The organism is Streptomyces sp. NPDC052225, from assembly GCF_040679615.1.
Lineage (GTDB): Bacteria > Actinomycetota > Actinomycetes > Streptomycetales > Streptomycetaceae > Streptomyces.
In genome coordinates, this window is record NZ_JBFAVD010000024.1 from 67,915 (window position 1) to 83,353 (window position 15,439).

16 protein-coding genes are annotated in these 15,439 nt (G+C 72.4%); 7 read left to right on the top strand and 9 right to left on the bottom strand.

Annotation, left to right across the window (positions count from 1 at the left end):
* Positions 1-12: 12 nt before the first annotated feature.
* Both AB0L37_RS29355 and AB0L37_RS29360 read right to left on the bottom strand, forming a co-directional pair.
* Complete coding sequence (locus AB0L37_RS29355; protein WP_365511831.1) at positions 13-1,065, bottom strand: glycosyltransferase family 2 protein; 1,053 nt, start codon at positions 1,063-1,065, stop codon at positions 13-15.
* Positions 1,066-1,219: 154 nt separating this feature from the next.
* Positions 1,220-1,945: a response regulator transcription factor gene (locus AB0L37_RS29360; protein WP_365511834.1), complete on the bottom strand. Its 726-nt coding sequence runs from the start codon at positions 1,943-1,945 to the stop codon at positions 1,220-1,222.
* Between the two features lie 252 nt (positions 1,946-2,197).
* Here AB0L37_RS29360 and AB0L37_RS29365 point away from each other — a divergent pair, with 252 nt between their 5' ends.
* Together AB0L37_RS29365 and AB0L37_RS29370 are read left to right on the top strand one after the other, a co-directional pair.
* A complete protein-coding gene (locus AB0L37_RS29365; RefSeq protein WP_365511837.1) occupies positions 2,198-2,665 on the top strand; it encodes a DUF6325 family protein in 468 nt (155 codons plus the stop codon).
* A 49-nt stretch (positions 2,666-2,714) separates the two neighbouring features.
* The gene (locus AB0L37_RS29370) at positions 2,715-3,068 is read left to right on the top strand and encodes an SHOCT domain-containing protein (protein WP_365511840.1); all 354 of its coding nucleotides are present in this window, start codon (positions 2,715-2,717) and stop codon (positions 3,066-3,068) included.
* A 90-nt stretch (positions 3,069-3,158) separates the two neighbouring features.
* Here the strand turns inward: AB0L37_RS29370 and AB0L37_RS29375 are convergent, their stop codons facing one another.
* From AB0L37_RS29375 to AB0L37_RS29395, 5 genes are all read right to left on the bottom strand, one after another.
* Positions 3,159-4,877 carry an aldehyde dehydrogenase family protein gene (locus tag AB0L37_RS29375; RefSeq protein WP_365511843.1) on the bottom strand — a complete coding sequence of 573 codons (1,719 nt, stop codon included), beginning with the start codon at positions 4,875-4,877 and terminating at the stop codon, positions 3,159-3,161.
* A 54-nt stretch (positions 4,878-4,931) separates the two neighbouring features.
* On the bottom strand, positions 4,932-6,221 hold the full coding sequence (locus tag AB0L37_RS29380) for an MFS transporter (RefSeq protein WP_365511845.1): 1,290 nt from the start codon (positions 6,219-6,221) through the stop codon (positions 4,932-4,934).
* Positions 6,218-7,150 carry a TauD/TfdA family dioxygenase gene (locus tag AB0L37_RS29385; RefSeq protein ID WP_365511848.1) on the bottom strand — a complete coding sequence of 311 codons (933 nt, stop codon included), beginning with the start codon at positions 7,148-7,150 and terminating at the stop codon, positions 6,218-6,220. Before AB0L37_RS29385 ends, AB0L37_RS29380 begins: the two co-directional genes overlap by 4 nt.
* A 200-nt stretch (positions 7,151-7,350) precedes the next feature.
* Entirely contained in the window at positions 7,351-7,962 is a 612-nt protein-coding gene (locus AB0L37_RS29390; RefSeq protein ID WP_365511851.1) for a TetR/AcrR family transcriptional regulator, read from the bottom strand.
* Positions 7,963-8,009: 47 nt separating this feature from the next.
* A complete protein-coding gene (locus tag AB0L37_RS29395; RefSeq protein ID WP_365511854.1) occupies positions 8,010-9,533 on the bottom strand; it encodes an AMP-binding protein in 1,524 nt (507 codons plus the stop codon).
* A gap of 85 nt (positions 9,534-9,618) precedes the next feature.
* Between AB0L37_RS29395 and AB0L37_RS29400 the strand changes: the two genes are divergently transcribed.
* The gene (locus tag AB0L37_RS29400; protein WP_365511857.1) at positions 9,619-10,227 is read left to right on the top strand and encodes a TetR/AcrR family transcriptional regulator; all 609 of its coding nucleotides are present in this window, start codon (positions 9,619-9,621) and stop codon (positions 10,225-10,227) included.
* Positions 10,228-10,257: 30 nt separating this feature from the next.
* Positions 10,258-11,895 carry an acyl-CoA dehydrogenase family protein gene (locus AB0L37_RS29405; protein ID WP_365511860.1) on the top strand — a complete coding sequence of 546 codons (1,638 nt, stop codon included), beginning with the start codon at positions 10,258-10,260 and terminating at the stop codon, positions 11,893-11,895.
* Positions 11,896-11,903: 8 nt separating this feature from the next.
* On the opposite strand, the gene AB0L37_RS29410 is transcribed toward AB0L37_RS29405, so the two are convergent.
* Both AB0L37_RS29410 and AB0L37_RS29415 read right to left on the bottom strand, forming a co-directional pair.
* On the bottom strand, positions 11,904-12,923 hold the full coding sequence (locus AB0L37_RS29410; protein WP_365511863.1) for a TIGR00341 family protein: 1,020 nt from the start codon (positions 12,921-12,923) through the stop codon (positions 11,904-11,906).
* A gap of 30 nt (positions 12,924-12,953) precedes the next feature.
* On the bottom strand, positions 12,954-13,322 hold the full coding sequence (locus tag AB0L37_RS29415) for an alkyl sulfatase C-terminal domain-containing protein (RefSeq protein WP_365511866.1): 369 nt from the start codon (positions 13,320-13,322) through the stop codon (positions 12,954-12,956).
* Positions 13,323-13,499: 177 nt separating this feature from the next.
* On the opposite strand from AB0L37_RS29415, the gene AB0L37_RS29420 reads away from it, so the two are divergent.
* The 3 genes from AB0L37_RS29420 to AB0L37_RS29430 are packed head-to-tail and all read left to right on the top strand — an operon-like array spanning position 13,500 to position 15,321.
* Positions 13,500-13,904 (top strand): SHOCT domain-containing protein, encoded by a 405-nt coding sequence (locus tag AB0L37_RS29420; protein WP_365511869.1) that lies wholly within the window; start codon positions 13,500-13,502, stop codon positions 13,902-13,904.
* A gap of 33 nt (positions 13,905-13,937) precedes the next feature.
* Complete coding sequence (locus AB0L37_RS29425) at positions 13,938-14,450, top strand: DUF6069 family protein (protein ID WP_365511872.1); 513 nt, start codon at positions 13,938-13,940, stop codon at positions 14,448-14,450.
* Positions 14,431-15,321 (top strand): YhjD/YihY/BrkB family envelope integrity protein, encoded by an 891-nt coding sequence (locus tag AB0L37_RS29430; protein ID WP_365511875.1) that lies wholly within the window; start codon positions 14,431-14,433, stop codon positions 15,319-15,321. Before AB0L37_RS29425 ends, AB0L37_RS29430 begins: the two co-directional genes overlap by 20 nt.
* The last annotated feature ends 118 nt before the right edge of the window (positions 15,322-15,439 follow it).

Genomic DNA, 15,439 nt, shown 5'->3' on the forward strand with positions numbered 1-15,439 from the left:
GGGGTGGGTGGATCAGGTCGCCACCCAGTGGGCCTCCCGGCGCAGCAGCAGGTCGATGAGGGAGCGGACGAAGACGGCCTGGCGGAACGCGTCGTAGAGGAGCTCGGGGAGGAGTGGCAGGGCGAGGAGCGCGGCGCGCCAGCCGAGGCGGCGCACGGTCAGGGTGCGTTCGACGACGAAGAGCAGGGTGATCGCGGTCCAGAAGAGGGAGAGGCCGCCCCAGCCGACGAGGGCGAGGTTGAGGGCGGCGAACGTCGCGAACAGGGCGAGGGCCAGCGTGCCCGCGCCGAGCAGCATCTGCTGGCGGAAGTAGGGGGCGGTGACGGAGGTCCAGCCGTAGTCGCGCAGGTTCTCCAGGGCGCCGCGCTGCCAGCGCAGCCGCTGGTGCCACAGTTTGCGGACGGAGGGCATGACCTCGGTGGTCAGCCAGCAGCCGTCCGGCGAGACGGTGCGGTGGCCGAGCGTCTTGACGGCCTTCGTCATCTCGTCGTCCTCGGTGAGGGAGGCCAGCGAGTAGTGGCCCTCGCCGCCGCCGATCGTGCCGGCGAGCCGTGCCTCGCGGACCTCGCGCAGGACGGAGGCGCGGAAGAGGGTGCCGGTGCCGGTGAGGACGACGGCCTCGTTCTTCTTGCGGCGTATCTCCAGGGCGTAGCGCTGGTACTCCATGCGCTGGAGCATCCCGAGCAGGCCGCCGCCCTCTTCGCCGTAGAAGATGCCGCCGACGGCACCGACCGTCTCGTCCTCCAGGGCCTCGATGGCACAGCGCACGAAGTCGGGGTTGAGGACGGTGTCGGCGTCCTGCACGAGGATCTGCGCGTCGTCGTCGAGCTCGGCGAGCAGCGGGACGAGCGCCTGGTTGAGGGCGCCGGCCTTCTTGTCCTTGTTGTCGGTCGGCACGAAGACCTCGGCGCCGCAGTGGCCGGCGATGCGGGCGGTGCGGTCGTCGCAGTTGTCGGCCACGACGACGATGCGGTCCGGGCGCACGCTCTGCCGGTAGAGGCCGGCGAGCGTGGCGACGATGCGGTCCTGTTCGTTGTGTGCGGGGATGAGCGCTACGAGTGTCATTGACGAGCTGTCCCTTGCTCTGTCGCGAAGCCGCAGCCGGTCTCGCTGCGACATCCACGACTCTGGGACGGCCCGGTGGCCCGGCCGTCGCACACGGGTTGCGCGAGGGTTGCGCGGCCCCGCGAGGCGCAGGAAGGGACGTTCGGCCCGGGCCCTACGACCGATGCGCGCCCGGCGGCCGGTACCGGTACCCGATGCCGCGTACGGTCTCGATCGGAGCCTCGGCGCCGGTGGCCTGCTCGATGTGGCGGCGCAGCCGGAGCACCGCGTACTTGACCTTGGAAGGGCTGCCGTCCGGGCGGGTGCGCCAGGCGAGCCGCAGCAGCTGCTCGGTGCCGAGCACCTGGCCGGAGTTGTAGGCCAGCGCGAAGAGCAGGTCGAACTCGAGCGAGGACAGCGGCAGGAACGCGTTGGCGACCGACGCCTCGCGGGCCAGCACGTCGAGCCGCAGATAGCCGTCCTCGATCAGCTGGTCCGCCGGCTCGACCGGCAGCGAACGGCGCAGCCGCGCGATGATCATTTCCCTCGCCAGGGGCATCGGCATGTCGCCCCAGAGCAGGTCGTCGGCCCCCGCCCGCAGCGCGCGCAGCGCCTCGGCCTCCCGGTACTTGCGGTCCATCGTCATGACCCGCAGGTCCTCGCTGATCTCGCGGACGCGTCGCAGCACCTCCCACGGTCCGGGGTCGGTGATGCGCAGGCCGAGCAGCATGAGGTCGGGGCGGTACCGGTACAGGTCGCGCAGCGCGTCCCGCCCGGTGTGCACGAGGTGGTACGTGAACCGGGTGTCCTGGAGCTCCCGCATCACGGTCGGATGCTTGTCGCGCGGGGCCGCCACGAGGAGCAGCGGGAGCGCTCGCCCCGGGGACGTGTGCTGCGTCATGGGCGTCCGCCCTTCGTCTGGACCGGTACGGCGGTCGCCGCCGGGCCAGCCTCCGAACGCCGTGCGTGCCGCGGCGGTCACCCGCGCCCGACACGCGGCACGGCCACACATCTGCCGTAACGGCAGCGCTCCGGCACCGCTCGCCGCGCATTCCACGCGCACCTATGATCCGGTTTGTACGCACTTGTACTTTCCGGCTTGCGCACTCCTGCCCGCGCACCGTGCCTGTGCACCTTTGGAGGTGGCTCCCTCGTGACCAGTGGGACCAATGTGGCCAACGAGACCGGCGGTCTGCGGGCCGACACGGTCGGTCCTGTCGATGTCGCCGTGGTCGCCTTCGACGGCAACCGCTTCAACGGCGAGATCGTGCCCGCGCTGCGCGAGCTGCAGCAGGACGGCACCGTACGGATCCTCGACCTGACCTTCGTACGGAAGTCGGGCGACGGGTCGGTCGACGTCGTCGAGATCGCCGACGCCGAGGTGGCCGAGGAGTTCGGCCAGTTCGCCGACTCCCGGTTCGACCTGCTCAGCGACGAGGACCTCCAGGGCGTCGCCGAGGGCCTCGCGCCCGAGTCTTCGGCCGTCGTCATCGTCTGGGAGAACACCTGGGCCGCCCGGCTCGGCGCCGCCGTCCGCGATTCGCGGGGCGAGATGCTGCTGTTCGAGCGCATCCCGAGGGACGTCGTCGTCGAGGCGATCGGCGCGCTCGACGCCGACTGAGACCGCACAGCCCGGCCCGGCAAAAGACAGCACGCGAAGGAGACGGTCAGTGATTCCTCGACGTATGGGACGGCCCGGACTGCTGGGCACGATGGCGCGCACCGCCGTGATCACGGGCACCGCCACCGCGGTGTCCGGGCGCATGCAGCGCAGGGGCGCGCAGCGCGAGATGGAGCAGGAGGCGGCCTACCAGGCCCAGCAGCAACAGCTGGTGGACCAGGCAGCCGCCCAGGCGGCCGCGCAGAACGCCTACGCCCAGCAACCCCCGGCGGCGGCCCCCGTCCCCGCGCCCGCCGCGACGGACCGTGTCTCGCAGCTCACGGCGCTCGCCGACCTCAAGGCCCAGGGCCTGTTGTCGGAGGAGGAGTTCGCCACGGAGAAGGCCCGCATCCTGAGTTCCTGACCGGCCAAGGAACCGGCCGAAGAACCGGCCGGAGAACCGGCCGGAGAACCGGCCGGAGAACCGGCCGAGGAACCGGCCGAGGAACCGGTCTCACCCGCGCAGCGCCGACGCGAAGATGCCCGGCAGCCTCGCCGCCCTCGGATCCGTCGTGTAGGCGGTGAGGCGCCGCATCGTCGTCAGGCCGGTGCGGTTGGTGACGTAGTACGGCGGGCGCGGCGACAGGGACGGCGAGCCGGTGAACAGGCCGCGCGGCGCGGGGGCGAACGGCGCGCGCAGCACCGTCTTCTCGATGTCCTCCAGCATGAACGCGTTGTGCACGAAGCCGATGCCGCTGCCGATGTCCTGGCGGGTGTGGCCGGGGTACGCGCCCCACGGCGTGTACCCGAGCAGGAAGCCGAACGCGGACCAGCAGTTGACGCCGAGCGTGCCGTAGCGCAGCGCGGCGACGGCCTCCTCGACGGCGGCGCGGTGGGCGCGTTCGGTGCGCGGGTGGACGAGCAGCGTGGCGCCGAGGGTGCCGGGCAGCCGCTCGTTGGCGAACTCCGTTGCCGTGCGCAGGAATTGGGGTGCGTCGGCGCCGGGCAGACGGACCACGCCGAGGGCGCTGGCGAACACCTCGTCGGTGAGCATGACGTCGTCCAGACCCTCGATGTCGGGGACCAGGACCCGGCAGGAGTCGTCCGGGCCGAGCGCCTCGGCGCCCGGGTGGGCGGCGGTGACCCTGCCGACGCGGTCGGCGGCGCCCGGGTAGTAGTCGGCGCGGGGCGGGAGTTCGCGCAGGACGCGGCGGATCTCGGTGAGCAGCTTCTCCGTACCGTCCCAGTCGGCCGGCACCAACAGGACCTGTGTGGCTACGCAGTTGTGGCCGGAGTTGTTGAGCTTGCTGGTGACGATGTGCTCGGCCTGGAAGCGCAGGTCGGCCGCGCTCCACGGTCCTGGCGTCACGATGCACGGGCTGACGCCGCCGAGTTCACTGGTGAACGGCTTGTTGTTCACCGGGGTGTTGGCGCGCCGGCGCTCCTCGGCGCGTGCGCCGGTGCCCCAGACGATCGCGTCGTGGGTGCGGTCGCTGCCGGTGACGTGGATGGTGTCGACGCCGTCGTGGGTGGTGAGGTACGCGCCCTCGGGGGCGCCGCCGTCGACGAAGCGGACGAAGCCGCGCTCCACGAACTCGGCGAAGACCTTCTCGAAGTGCGGGCGCAGATAGGCGTTGACGGGGTTCATCTTGGCGAGGACGACCTCGCCGTCCACGTACAGCTTGTGCACGATGTCGAGCGCGGTGATCGCGGCGACGTTGCCCGCGCCGAGCACCAGGGCGACGGCGGGGTCGCCGGGCCGCCCGCGGTACTCCCCCGCCGCGCGGGCCAGTACTTGTTCGCGGGTGGTGCCGGGCAGGGCCCACACCTCGGCCGTGTAGCCGTTGAGCAGCAGCCGGTCGGAGGCGGTGGCGGGGAAGACGTCGACGACGGTGCGGCCGTCGCGGGAGCGGACGGCCCGCGCGTCGAGCGGGTCGCGGCCCGCGGCGACGCGGCGCAATACGTGCAGGTAGGCGCCGATGGTCTGGGCGAGCGCCCACGGCGCGGTGGTCCAGTCCTCGGCGGCCCACGGCGACGTCGTGGGGTAGCCCTTGGCGGCGGCCGCGCCGGCGACCATGGCGGCGGCGCCGTCGGCGATCCGCGGCAGCATCCGCTCCAGGAGGGCGATCCGCTCGGGCAGGGCGGTACCGCTCCACGCCTCGGCGTGCTCGCGCAGCTCGTGGACGGCCTGGTCGAGCGGGGCGGTGTCGCGTGCTTCTGCTGGGGCGGTCACGGGTCAACTCCTGTGCTGCGTAAGGGGGTGGGAGGCGATAGTACTGATGCGCCGTCAGGCGGCTTGTGACAGAAGGGATTTGTCGCGGTCCGGGTCGATCAGCGCGAAGGCGGCGACGGCGCCGATCGCGATGAGGGCGCCCGAGACGAGCACCGCGTTGCGGTACCCGGCCTCGCCCTGCGCGTCGACCAGCGCGCCGACGACCGCGGGCGCGAGCAGCCCGGAGACGGTGACGATGGCGTTCATCAGGCCGAGGGCGCCGCCGCTGCGGGCGCCCGGGGCGATCTCGGCGACGGTCGTCGCGGCGATGGTGGCGTAGGCGCCGCCGAACCCGAAACCGACGGCGATCAGGACGGTCCGCGCGGCGACGGAGTCGGTCATGGGGACGGCGAGACAGGCGGCGGCGCCGACGGTGAGCGTCCACGCACCCACCCGGCCGCGGGCGGTCTTGCTGCTCGCTCCCCGCCGCATCAGCCGGCCGGTCAGCCAGGCCTGGCCGAACAGGACCGCGGCGCCGACCGCCCAGGGCGCGACGACGACGGTGCCCGCGGTGCCGGCCGAGTAGTCCAGCGCGTTGCGCAGGTAGGACGGGAGCCAGACCAGCATCAGGGCCACGGTCCAGTAGCTGCAGAAGTAGGCGAGCGTGGTGCCGATCCAGGTGCGGCTGGCGAAGATCCTGCGGTACGAGGCCTGCGGCGCCGTGTCCGCGGCGGCTTCCTTCACGGCCTTGCGGCGCGGGCTGTCCGCGCCGAACAGCGCCCAGAGGACGGCCCATACGGCACCGAGGGCGGCGACCACCCACAGCGCCGCGCGCCAGCCGTGGTGCTGGATCACCCAGGTGAGACCCGGCGCCGAGATGATCACGCCGAGCGTGATGCCGACGGTGATCAGCGCACCGGGCAGGGCGCGCCGCTCGTTCGGGAACCAGGACAGGGTGGCCTGCTGGGCGACGGGGAAGGCGGGCCCTTCCGCCGCGCCGAGGAACACCCGGGAGGCGACGAGCACGGCGAGTCCGCCGCCGAGGGCCGCCGGGACCTGCGCCACCGACCACAGCACGGCCATGACGAGGATGAGGAGCTTGGGCGAGACCCGGTCGGCGAGCATCCCGACGACGATCGCGGCGACGGAGAACAGCAGGAAGAACGCGCTGTTGGCGAGCCCGAACCGAGTGGCGTCCAGGTGCAGGTCGGCGCGGATCTCGTCGGCGGCGAGTCCGAGGACGGACTTGTCCGCGAAGTTGACCATCATGAAGACCACGAGCAGCGCGGTGACGGTCCAGGCGCGTCGGTCGACGCCACCAGGGGCCTCGATCCGCCCTGGAGTCAGGGCCGGCGCGGCCGTCACAGCCGGACCCCGGCGATGGCGATGCGCTCCATGACGCGCTTCTGCGGGAAGTAGTCGTTGACCGCGTAGTGCTGGACGGCGATGTTGTCCCAGATCGCGATCGAGTCGGGCTCCCAGTGGAAGCGGATCTGGAACTCGGGGATGCGCGCCTGGAGGACGAGGATGTCGAGGAGTTCGCGGTTCTCGGCCTCGGACAGGCCCTTGATGTGCCGGGTGAACGGCTCGTTCACGTAGAGCGTCTTGCGGCCGCTGCGCGGGTGGCGGACGACGACGGGGTGCTCGACCTGCGGCCACAGCGCGCGGAAGGCGGCCTTCTGCTCGTCGTTCATGAGCGCGCCCCAGCTGGCCTCCCAGTCGTGGACCGCGGTGAGGTTCTCGATCCGCTCCTTGAGGTCCTCGGGGAGGTTGTCGTACGCGGCGCCCATGTCGGCCCACATCGTGTCGCCGCCGGCCTCGGGCACCTCGACGGCGCGCAGGACCGCGCCGAGCGACGGGTTGGCCATGAACGAGTGGTCGCTGTGCCAGATGTTCTTGTTGCCGGCCGCCTTGGCGTCCTTGGCGAGCCGCGACAGGCCGACGGTCCCGGTCTTCGGGAAGAACGGGTTCGGCTCCGGCGGGCCCCAGACCGCCGAAAGGGCGAGGTGGTGCTCGGCGTTGAACCCGGTCTGCCCGCGGAAGAAGATCACCTTCCACTCCAGGAGCGCCTGCCGCAGCTCGTCGGCGAGCGCGTCGGTGATCGGCCGCGTGAGGTCCACGCCGCCCAGGACGGCGCCGAAGTGCGGGGTGAGCGGGCTGATCTCGACGAGCTTGTACGGAGCCTGCTCCGCGCCCGGCGCGAGCCGCTCGAGGACCCGGCTGCCGTAGTGCATCAGGGGCTTGTCCAGGATCGGCTTCGGGTTCTCGACGGGGTTCGTCGCGACGTCGTGCATGGGTGGACCTCCAGGCTGCGAACGCTCATTACGTAACCGCGAGTATCGATATTCGGCGGCGCGGGGGCAAGGGGTGCGGGCCCATGGATTTCCGGAGCCTTTCCAGCGGTGCACACGCACACAAATGCGGGCACACGGAAGCGCGCGCCAGGCCCCATTCGCCTGGCACGCACGGGATGTGACGTCCGGTCAGCGCACGGTCACGCGGTGACGGAGACCGCCCGGCCGATCAGTTCCACCACGGAGTCGACCAGCGCCTCGTCCGGCGTCCGCTGCTCGCCGACCATGCGGAAGACGAGGGAGGCGGCGACGAGCGTCGTGGCGGCGTCCACGTCGACATCCGGCCGTACGTCACCGCGCTCGACCCCGCGCTCGAGCAGGCGCCGCGTCTCGCTCGTCACCCGGGCCGTGTACGCGCGGTACGCCCCGCGCTCGGCGCCCGCCTCGGCGGCGGAGCCGATGACACCGGCGAGGAGCCGGTCGACGCCCGGCTGCCGGTACGCCTCCACGCGGGCGGTCAGGACCGCCCGCAGTTCGGCGCGGAAGTCGCCCATGTCCGGCACGGTCAGCGGGCCGATCCGGGACTCGGCGGCGGCGAGGACGAGGTCCTGCTTGGTGGGCCAGCGCCGGTACATGGCCGGCTTGCTGACCCCCGCGCGGGCGGCGACGGCGTCCATCGTCAGGGCGCCCATCCCGCTCTCGGCGACCAGCTCCACGACGGCGTCGAGCACGGCCCGGGTCACGTGCTCCTGCCGCGGCCGGCCCGGCCCTCTGCGCTCCGGCTGCCGCCGCTGCCCCTCTTCCCCGACCATGCGGCCGACCCTACGCGGACCCGGGACCGCGCCGCTCGCCGGCCCGTTCACCCGGCGGCGAGCTCGTCCCGCAGCACATGCTTGGTGATCTTTCCGGAGGGCGTACGGGGCAACGCGCCACGCAGCACCAGTTCACGCGGGATCTTGTAGCGGGCGATCCTCGTCTCCAGCCAGTCGCGCACCCCGGCGAGGTCCAGCCCGGCACCCTCCTTCGGCACGACGACGGCCACGACCGTCTCGCCCCACTCCGGGTGCGGGCGGCCGACGACGGCCACGTCGAGGATGTCCGGGTGGCCGCGCAGGGCGCCTTCGACCTCCTGCGACGCGACGTTCTCGCCGCCGGTGATGATGACGTCCTTCATCCGGTCGACGAGGGTGACGAACCCTTCCTCGTCGACCCGGCCGAGGTCGCCGCTGCGGTACCAGTCCCCCGCGAACGCCTCGGCGGTGGCGGCCTCGTCGCCGAGATAGCCGACCATCCGGGTGTCCGAGCGGAGCCAGATCTCGCCGCTCTCCCCCGGCGCCGCGTAGCCGCCGTCCGCCCGCACGACCTTCAGGTCCACGCCCGGCATACCGCCGCGCCCGATCGCCCCGGCCTTCTCGACCTGTTCGGCCGGTGAGAGCGTCGCGCCGACCGGGCCCATCTCGCTCATCCCGTACACCTGGTGGAAGTCCTCCGAGCCGTAGGCCTTCATCAGGCGGCGCGCGGTGTCGGCGTCCAGGGGTCCGGCTCCGTAGATCCATGCGCGTACGGACGACAGGTCGAAGTCCGCGAAGTCCGGGACGGCCTGGACCGGGGCGATGAGGGCGATGGGCGCGCCGAACACGCCGGTGATCCGCTCGCGCCGCACCGTCTCCAGCATCTCGCGCGGCGCGTACTCGCGCTGGAGGACGACCGTGCCGCCGAGCAGGAGGGTGCCGAGCGTCCAGTTGTTGAGCGGGGACGCGTGCCAGATCGGCATGCAGATCAGGAAGCGCTCGTCGCGGCGGAGCGGGACCGAGACGCCGGTGTAGGTGGCGGTCAGGGCGATGCCGCGATGCGTGTGGACGCAGCCCTTGGGGCGGCCCGAGGTGCCGGACGTGTAGAGGATCTGCGCGATGTCCGTGTCCGCTCCGGACTCGGCGTCGTACGGTTCAGCGGCGGCGACCAGGGACTCGAAGGAGTCGGCGGGGCGGGTGCCGGTGGCGGCGTCGGGGTGGCTGATCAGCCAGCGCACGTCCGCGTCGGCGGCCGTCGCGCGCTCGCCGATCTCCGCGTCGACGAGCGCCAACCGGGAGCCGCAGTGCCGCAGTTGGTACGCCACCTCGGCGGTCGCCAGCTTGTGATTGACCGGCACCAGGGTGGCCCCCGCGTACCAGGCACCGAACGCCGCGAGCAGGAACGCCGGGGTGTTGTACGTCATCACGGCGAGCCGGTCGCCGGGGTGCAGGCCCGCGTCGCGGAGCACGGTCGCGGCGCGCCTGGCCGCGACGGCGAACTCCGTGTACGTCCAGCGCTGTTCGCCGTAGACGACGGCCTCCTTGGGGCCGGCCGAGCGAACCGCGTTGTCCAGCAGGGCACTGAGGTGCATCACGTTCTCCTGACGAGCCGAGCCGATCGGATCCGGGGCTGTGCCGACCGTGGCGGGAAACTCTGAATGATGGTTCACTTCTTTCATGGCCTACCGCAAGACCCCAGCCGAAATTCGCCGGCTCGAAGCCGCCCGGGACCGCCTCGTCACCTGCGCCACCGCGGTCGTCGCCGAAGTGGGCTGGTCACAGGCGTCCGTCACCGCCGTGGCCGACGCGGCGGGCATGGCGGCCGGTTCGGTGTACCAGCACTTCCCGTCCAAGGCCGCGCTCGCCGTCGAGGTGTTCCGGCGGGCCGCGGAGCGCGAGATCCAGGTGCTCGGCGAAGTGCTGCACGGCCCGGGAGAGCCGGTCGACCGGCTCGCGCGCGGCGTCGAGGTGTTCGCCCGCCGCGCCCTGGAGAACCGCGGTCTCGCCTACGCCCTGCTCGCCGCCCCCGCCGACCCGCAGGTCGGCGCCGAGCGGCTCGACTTCCGGCGCCGCTACCACGCCCTGTTCGCCGAGGTGGTGCACGAGGGCATGGCGGCGGGCCTGCTGCCGAAGCAGAACGGCGAGATCACCGCGGCCGCGCTCACCGGCGCGGTCGGCGAGGTGCTCGTCGACCCGCTCGGCACCCACGACGAGGCCGACGCCGGCGAACTCCTCGCCGAACTCACCGCCATGGCCCTGCGCTGCGCGGGCGCACCGGCCGCCTGACCACTCGACGACACACAGTACGGAGGCACCATGCACACGAGCCCGTCGGTGACGCATGAAGTGACCAACCAGGCCCCGCCGTTGACGGGTCACGACGTCGCGGACGACGCCGTGCTCCTGGAAGGCGTGCGCCGCGAGGGTGCCGCGTGGCACCTGGAGGAGCTGCACCGCTTCGGCCGGTACGCGGGCAGCGAGGAGGCCCGCGCCTGGGCGGAGCAGGCCAACCGTCACGAGCCCGAGCTGCGCACGCACGACCGGTACGGCAACCGGGTCGACGAGGTCGACTTCCACCCCGCGTACCACTCGCTGATGCGCGCCACGGTGGCCGCGGGCGCGGCCGGTTCCGCGTGGGCGGACGAGCGGCCGGGCGCCCATGTCGCCCGCGCCGCCACGTTCATGGTGGCCACCATGGTCGAGCAGGGGCACATGTGCCCGGTCTCCATGACGTACGCCGTCGTGCCCGCGCTGCGCCGCGCCCCCGAGCTCGCGAAGACGTACGAGTCACTGCTGACCAGCCGCGTCTACGAGCCCGGCCTGACCACGCCCACCGCCAAGCGCGGGCTGCTCGCCGGGATGGGCATGACGGAGAAGCAGGGCGGCACCGACGTGCGGGCCAACACCACCGCGGCGGTCGAACAGGCCGACGGCACCTGGCGGTTGCGCGGCCACAAGTGGTTCACCAGCGCCCCGATGAACGACCTGTTCCTGGTCCTCGCGCAGGCGCCGGGCGGGCTCTCCTGCTTCCTGGTGCCGCGCGTGCTGCCCGACGGAACCCGCAACACGTTCCGCATCCAGCGCCTCAAGGACAAGCTCGGCAACCGCTCGAACGCGTCCAGCGAGCCGGAGTTCGACGACACCGTCGCCTGGCTCGTGGGCGACGAGGGCAAGGGCGTCCGCACCATCATCGACATGGTCACCATGACCCGGCTCGACTGCGTGCTCGGCTCGGCCGCGCATGTGCGCGAGTCCCTGGCGCAGGCCGCCCACCACACCCGTCACCGCGCGGTGTTCGGCGCCAAGCTGATCGACCAGCCGCTGATGCGCAACGTCCTGGCCGACCTCTGCCTGGAGTCGGAGGCCGCGACGACCCTCGCGCTGCGCCTCGCGGGCGCCGCGGACCGCGCCCACCGCGGCGACGACGGGGAGCGCGCCTTCCTGCGCCTGGCCACCGCGGTCGGCAAGTACTGGGTGTGCAAGCGGCAGCCCGTCGCGGTCGCCGAGGCCCTGGAATGCCTCGGCGGCAACGGATATGACGAGGCGTCAGGCATGCCCCGGCTCTACCGCGAGGCCCCGCTGAACGGCATCTGGGAGGGCTCGGGGAACGTCAACGCCCTCGACATGCTGCGGGCGTTGGCCCGCGAGCCCGAGTCGCTCCAGGCGTTCCGCGCGGAGATCGAGGCGGCGGCCGGGGCCGACGCGCGGCTCGACACGGCGTGGCGCGAGCTCCAGGGCGAACTGGTGCTCACCGAGGACGCCCCGCTGCGCGCCCGCCGCGTCATCGAGCGGGCGGCGCTCGTGCTCCAGGGCTCGCTCCTCGTACGGCACGCGCCCGCGGCCGTCGCCGACGCGTTCTGCGCGTCGCGGCTCGCCGGTGACCGGGGGCTCGCCTTCGGGACGCTGCCGCCCGGCACGGACTTCGCGGCGCTCCTGGAGCGGCTGCCCGCCTGAGGCCGACGTCAGCTGACGGACGACTCCTTCACGGAGCAGGTGTCCGTGTCCGCGGGGCACCAGTGCGTGCGGCCACCGACGAGATGGAGTTCGAGGTCGGCGTCGCGCATGCCGTTGCGGTCGAGGGCCGCGCGCAGGGCGGTCGGGGCGGGCTCGGGCGGCAGGCCGAGGACGCCGATGACGACGACACCGTTGCGGGCGTCGACCGAGGCGATCTGCCACGTACCGGTCGACGCCCACGTCTCGGCCACGGGCCGGGCGTTCGCGGCCAGGGCCTGGTCGCGGGCGACGGCGATGGTGCCGGTGGTGAGCGGGACCGCGATGAGCACCAGGAGCGCCCCCACCGCGACGAGCGTGCGCCCGTGGAACTGCCCCACCGCGTGACCGGATTCCTGGGCCGCGCCCCGGACCCCGTACAGCAGGAAGACGATGGTGCCGGTGGCGACGATGGCGGCCACGTTCGTCGCGAAGAGCAGCGCCGACTCGCTCGCGTCGTGGTAGCGGCCGACGGTGATGAGCAGCCCGGTGACCGCGAGCGGCGGCACGAGCGAGATGGCGATGGCGACGCCGGGCAGCGTGTCGGAGATGTCGGCGCGGACCAGGGCGAACGCGCCGACGGTGCCCGTGGCCAGAGCGGCGAGCAGGTCGATCAGGCGCGGGCTGATCCGGGACGACACCTGGCTGTTGGAGGCGAAGTCGTCCGGCGGGGCGAGCGCCCAGCCGAGCAGCATGCCGATCACGATCACCGCGAGCGCGCCGCAGAGCACGAGCAGCACGCACCGTACGACCTGCGGCCGGTCCGCGAGGACGAGGGCGAGTGCGCTGCCCAGGATCGGTGTCATCAGCGGGGCGACGATCATCGCGCCGATCACGGTCGCCGTGGAGTCGCCGATCACGCCGGCGCCCGCGATGACCGCGGCCAGGGTGAGGAGACCCCAGAAGCGGGTGGAACCGGGGCTGCGCAGCGAACGCTCGATGAAGAGCGTGTCGGTCATCCGGCGGACGGCGACCGCGTCGACTGTGGGCATCCGAGGGCCCCTCTCAGGGCGTGACGAGACTCAGGGCGTGACGATGGCGAAGTCGGGGTCGGGCGCGTCCAGGTGCCCGAGGAGTTCGATGAGTCCGCCCGGGTCGCCCTCGACGGTGGCGGCGCCCCGCGACGGCAGCTCGGCCGGCGCCGGCGAGCCGAGCAGGACGGTCCGCAAGGCCCGTTCGTCGAGGGTGATCTCCAGGAAGCCGTACGCGTCGAGGTCCCGGACCACGCGGCCCTCGGCGTCGCGGATCGGCGGGTCGTCGGCGGTGCCGAGGAAGCCCCGCCGGGAGTCGTCCATGTCCCGGGTGTAGTCGAACGGACAGCGCCGCAGCACCGCCTCGTTCGCCGCGACGATCCGTGCTCCCGCCGGATTCGACCGGATGTCCTCCGTCATGGAACTCCCCTTACGGCGATGGGCGTTGACGCCGGACCCAGCGTCACCCGCCCCTGAGAGCGCCGCCATTCGACTGCGCCAGATGACTCAATTCCCCGAAATGCGGGAGGAGCGGAGGGGGGAGATACTGCTCAGCACCCGACGGACACACGTCCAAAGACAGAAAGAGGAAATGCCATGGACGACTATCCCCTTCTCGACCTCTTTCTGACCATGCTTTTCTTCTTCCTCTGGATCATGTGGTTCTTCCTGCTCTTCCGGGTCGTCATGGACATCTTCCGCGACGACGACCTCAGCGGATGGGGCAAGGCCGGCTGGATGATCTTCTGTCTCGTGCTCCCCTTCCTGGGGGTCCTCGTCTATGTCATCGCCCGCGGAAAGGGAATGGGGCAGCGCGACATCCAGCGTTCCCAGCAGGCGGAGGCGGCTTTCCAGGACTACGTGCGGAAGGCGGCGGCACAGAATCCGTCCGGGACCGGCGGTACGGACGAACTGGCGCGGCTCGCCGAACTCCACAAGGCCGGTTCGCTCACCGACGAGGAATTCGCGCAGGCCAAGGCGAAGTTCCTCGCCTCCGCCTGACAGACCGGCACCCGACATCAGAGGAAAGGTCCCGTGGAATCTCCGAACACGCCCTACGGCAGGTCCGGTGCTCCCTACAGCCCGCCGCCCCCGCGGGCTCCCGAGTACCCGCCCGAGCCGCCCGCGGGACCCCGCCTCGACGCCGGACGGCTGTGGGCGGGCGGCGTGATGACGGCGGTGGTCGCGGCGCTCACCGCCGTCGTCGCCCTGCTTCTGGTGCGCGGGGTGCTCGGCATCCCGGTGTTCGCCCCGGAGGGCGACGGCGCGATGGGCGACGCGACGACCGGCGCCCTGGCGCTCGGCTCGGCGGTCGCCGCGCTCGCCGCGACGGGGCTGCTGCACCTGCTGGTCGTGGCGACGCCGCGGCCCGAGCGTTTCTTCTCGTGGATCGTGGGTCTGGCCACCGCGATCCTGGTGCTGCTCCCCTTCACCACGGGGGTCTCCCTGGCCGCGAAGTTCGGCACGGCGGCCGTGTATCTGCTCATCGGCGTCGCGATCGGTTCGCTGCTCTCGTCGGTCGCACGCAGTGCGGTCCGGCGCGGCTGACCGCGTCGCGGCGTGGCGGCTGCGGCTGCTGCGGTGGCGGGTCGTCTCCGAACGGCGCTTCCCCGTCATCTCCGAGCTGGTCGAGCGGCTGCTCTCCGGGCGGCTGCTCGACTCGGCGACGCGGCTGGCCGCGCAGGCCTTCCTCGCGGCCGTCCCGCTGCTGTTCGCCGTGGCCGCGTTCGCGCCGCAGAGCGTGCGCCTTCAGCTCCAGGACTCCGTGCGGGCGATGTTCGGTGTCACCGGCCATGCGCAGGAACAGTTCCAGCAGGTCCTCAACCCCTCCGCCGAGAACAACCTGCGGGAGACGACCGGCATCATCGGTCTGCTGGTGGCGCTGGGCTCCGCGACGAGTTTCAGCCGGGCGATGGCGCGCGTCTGCGAGGCCGCGTGGAAGCTGCCGAAGGCCGGGACCCGGATCGCGGCCTGGCGCTGGGTGGTCTGGCTCTTCGCCCTGCTCCTGTTCGTCTTCCTCCAGGGTCCGATCCGTACGGGCTTCGGGGCGGGCGCGCTACTGGGCATCCCGCTGTACTTCGTGCTGAGCACAGTGGTCTGGCTGTGGACCCAGCACCTGCTGCTCGCGGGCCGCGTGCACTGGCTCCCGCTGCTGCCCGGGGCGCTCCTCGCGGGCGCCGCGACGAGCGTCCTCGCGGTCGCCTCCCGGATCTACCTGCCCCTCGCGTTCAACCGGGCCCTGAGCGAGTACGGCTCCCTGGGCCTGGTCCTCGCCATGCTGTCGTGGCTGATCGTGCTCTGCGCGGCGGTCACGTTCGCTGTGACGATCGGCGCGGTCCTCGCCCAGGAGCCGCCGCTCGACCGCTATCTGAGCCGCGAGCCCCCGGAGCCGGACCGTCTGCCGGCCGGTTCCGGCTGACAGGTTCTCCGGGGGCGGGCACCGGCCCCCCAGCGCACCGGCAGCCTCATACGTCACACACGCATGGTGCCTACAGGTATGCGATCATGCGCTCCACGCGCCGTCACAGGCAGTAGGG

Excerpts from the sequence above, each read along its gene's own strand:
- AB0L37_RS29395 (WP_365511854.1), bottom strand. The coding sequence starts at position 9,533 with ATGCACCTCAGTGCCCTGCTGGACAACGCGGTTCGCTCGGCCGGCCCC.
- AB0L37_RS29405 (WP_365511860.1), top strand. The coding sequence starts at position 10,258 with ATGCACACGAGCCCGTCGGTGACGCATGAAGTGACCAACCAGGCCCCG.
- AB0L37_RS29415 (WP_365511866.1), bottom strand. The coding sequence starts at position 13,322 with ATGACGGAGGACATCCGGTCGAATCCGGCGGGAGCACGGATCGTCGCG.
- AB0L37_RS29360 (WP_365511834.1), bottom strand. The coding sequence starts at position 1,945 with ATGACGCAGCACACGTCCCCGGGGCGAGCGCTCCCGCTGCTCCTCGTG.
- AB0L37_RS29385 (WP_365511848.1), bottom strand. The coding sequence starts at position 7,150 with ATGCACGACGTCGCGACGAACCCCGTCGAGAACCCGAAGCCGATCCTG.
- AB0L37_RS29420 (WP_365511869.1), top strand. The coding sequence starts at position 13,500 with ATGGACGACTATCCCCTTCTCGACCTCTTTCTGACCATGCTTTTCTTC.
- AB0L37_RS29400 (WP_365511857.1), top strand. The coding sequence starts at position 9,619 with ATGGCCTACCGCAAGACCCCAGCCGAAATTCGCCGGCTCGAAGCCGCC.
- AB0L37_RS29410 (WP_365511863.1), bottom strand. The coding sequence starts at position 12,923 with ATGCCCACAGTCGACGCGGTCGCCGTCCGCCGGATGACCGACACGCTC.
- AB0L37_RS29355 (WP_365511831.1), bottom strand. The coding sequence starts at position 1,065 with ATGACACTCGTAGCGCTCATCCCCGCACACAACGAACAGGACCGCATC.
- AB0L37_RS29390 (WP_365511851.1), bottom strand. The coding sequence starts at position 7,962 with ATGGTCGGGGAAGAGGGGCAGCGGCGGCAGCCGGAGCGCAGAGGGCCG.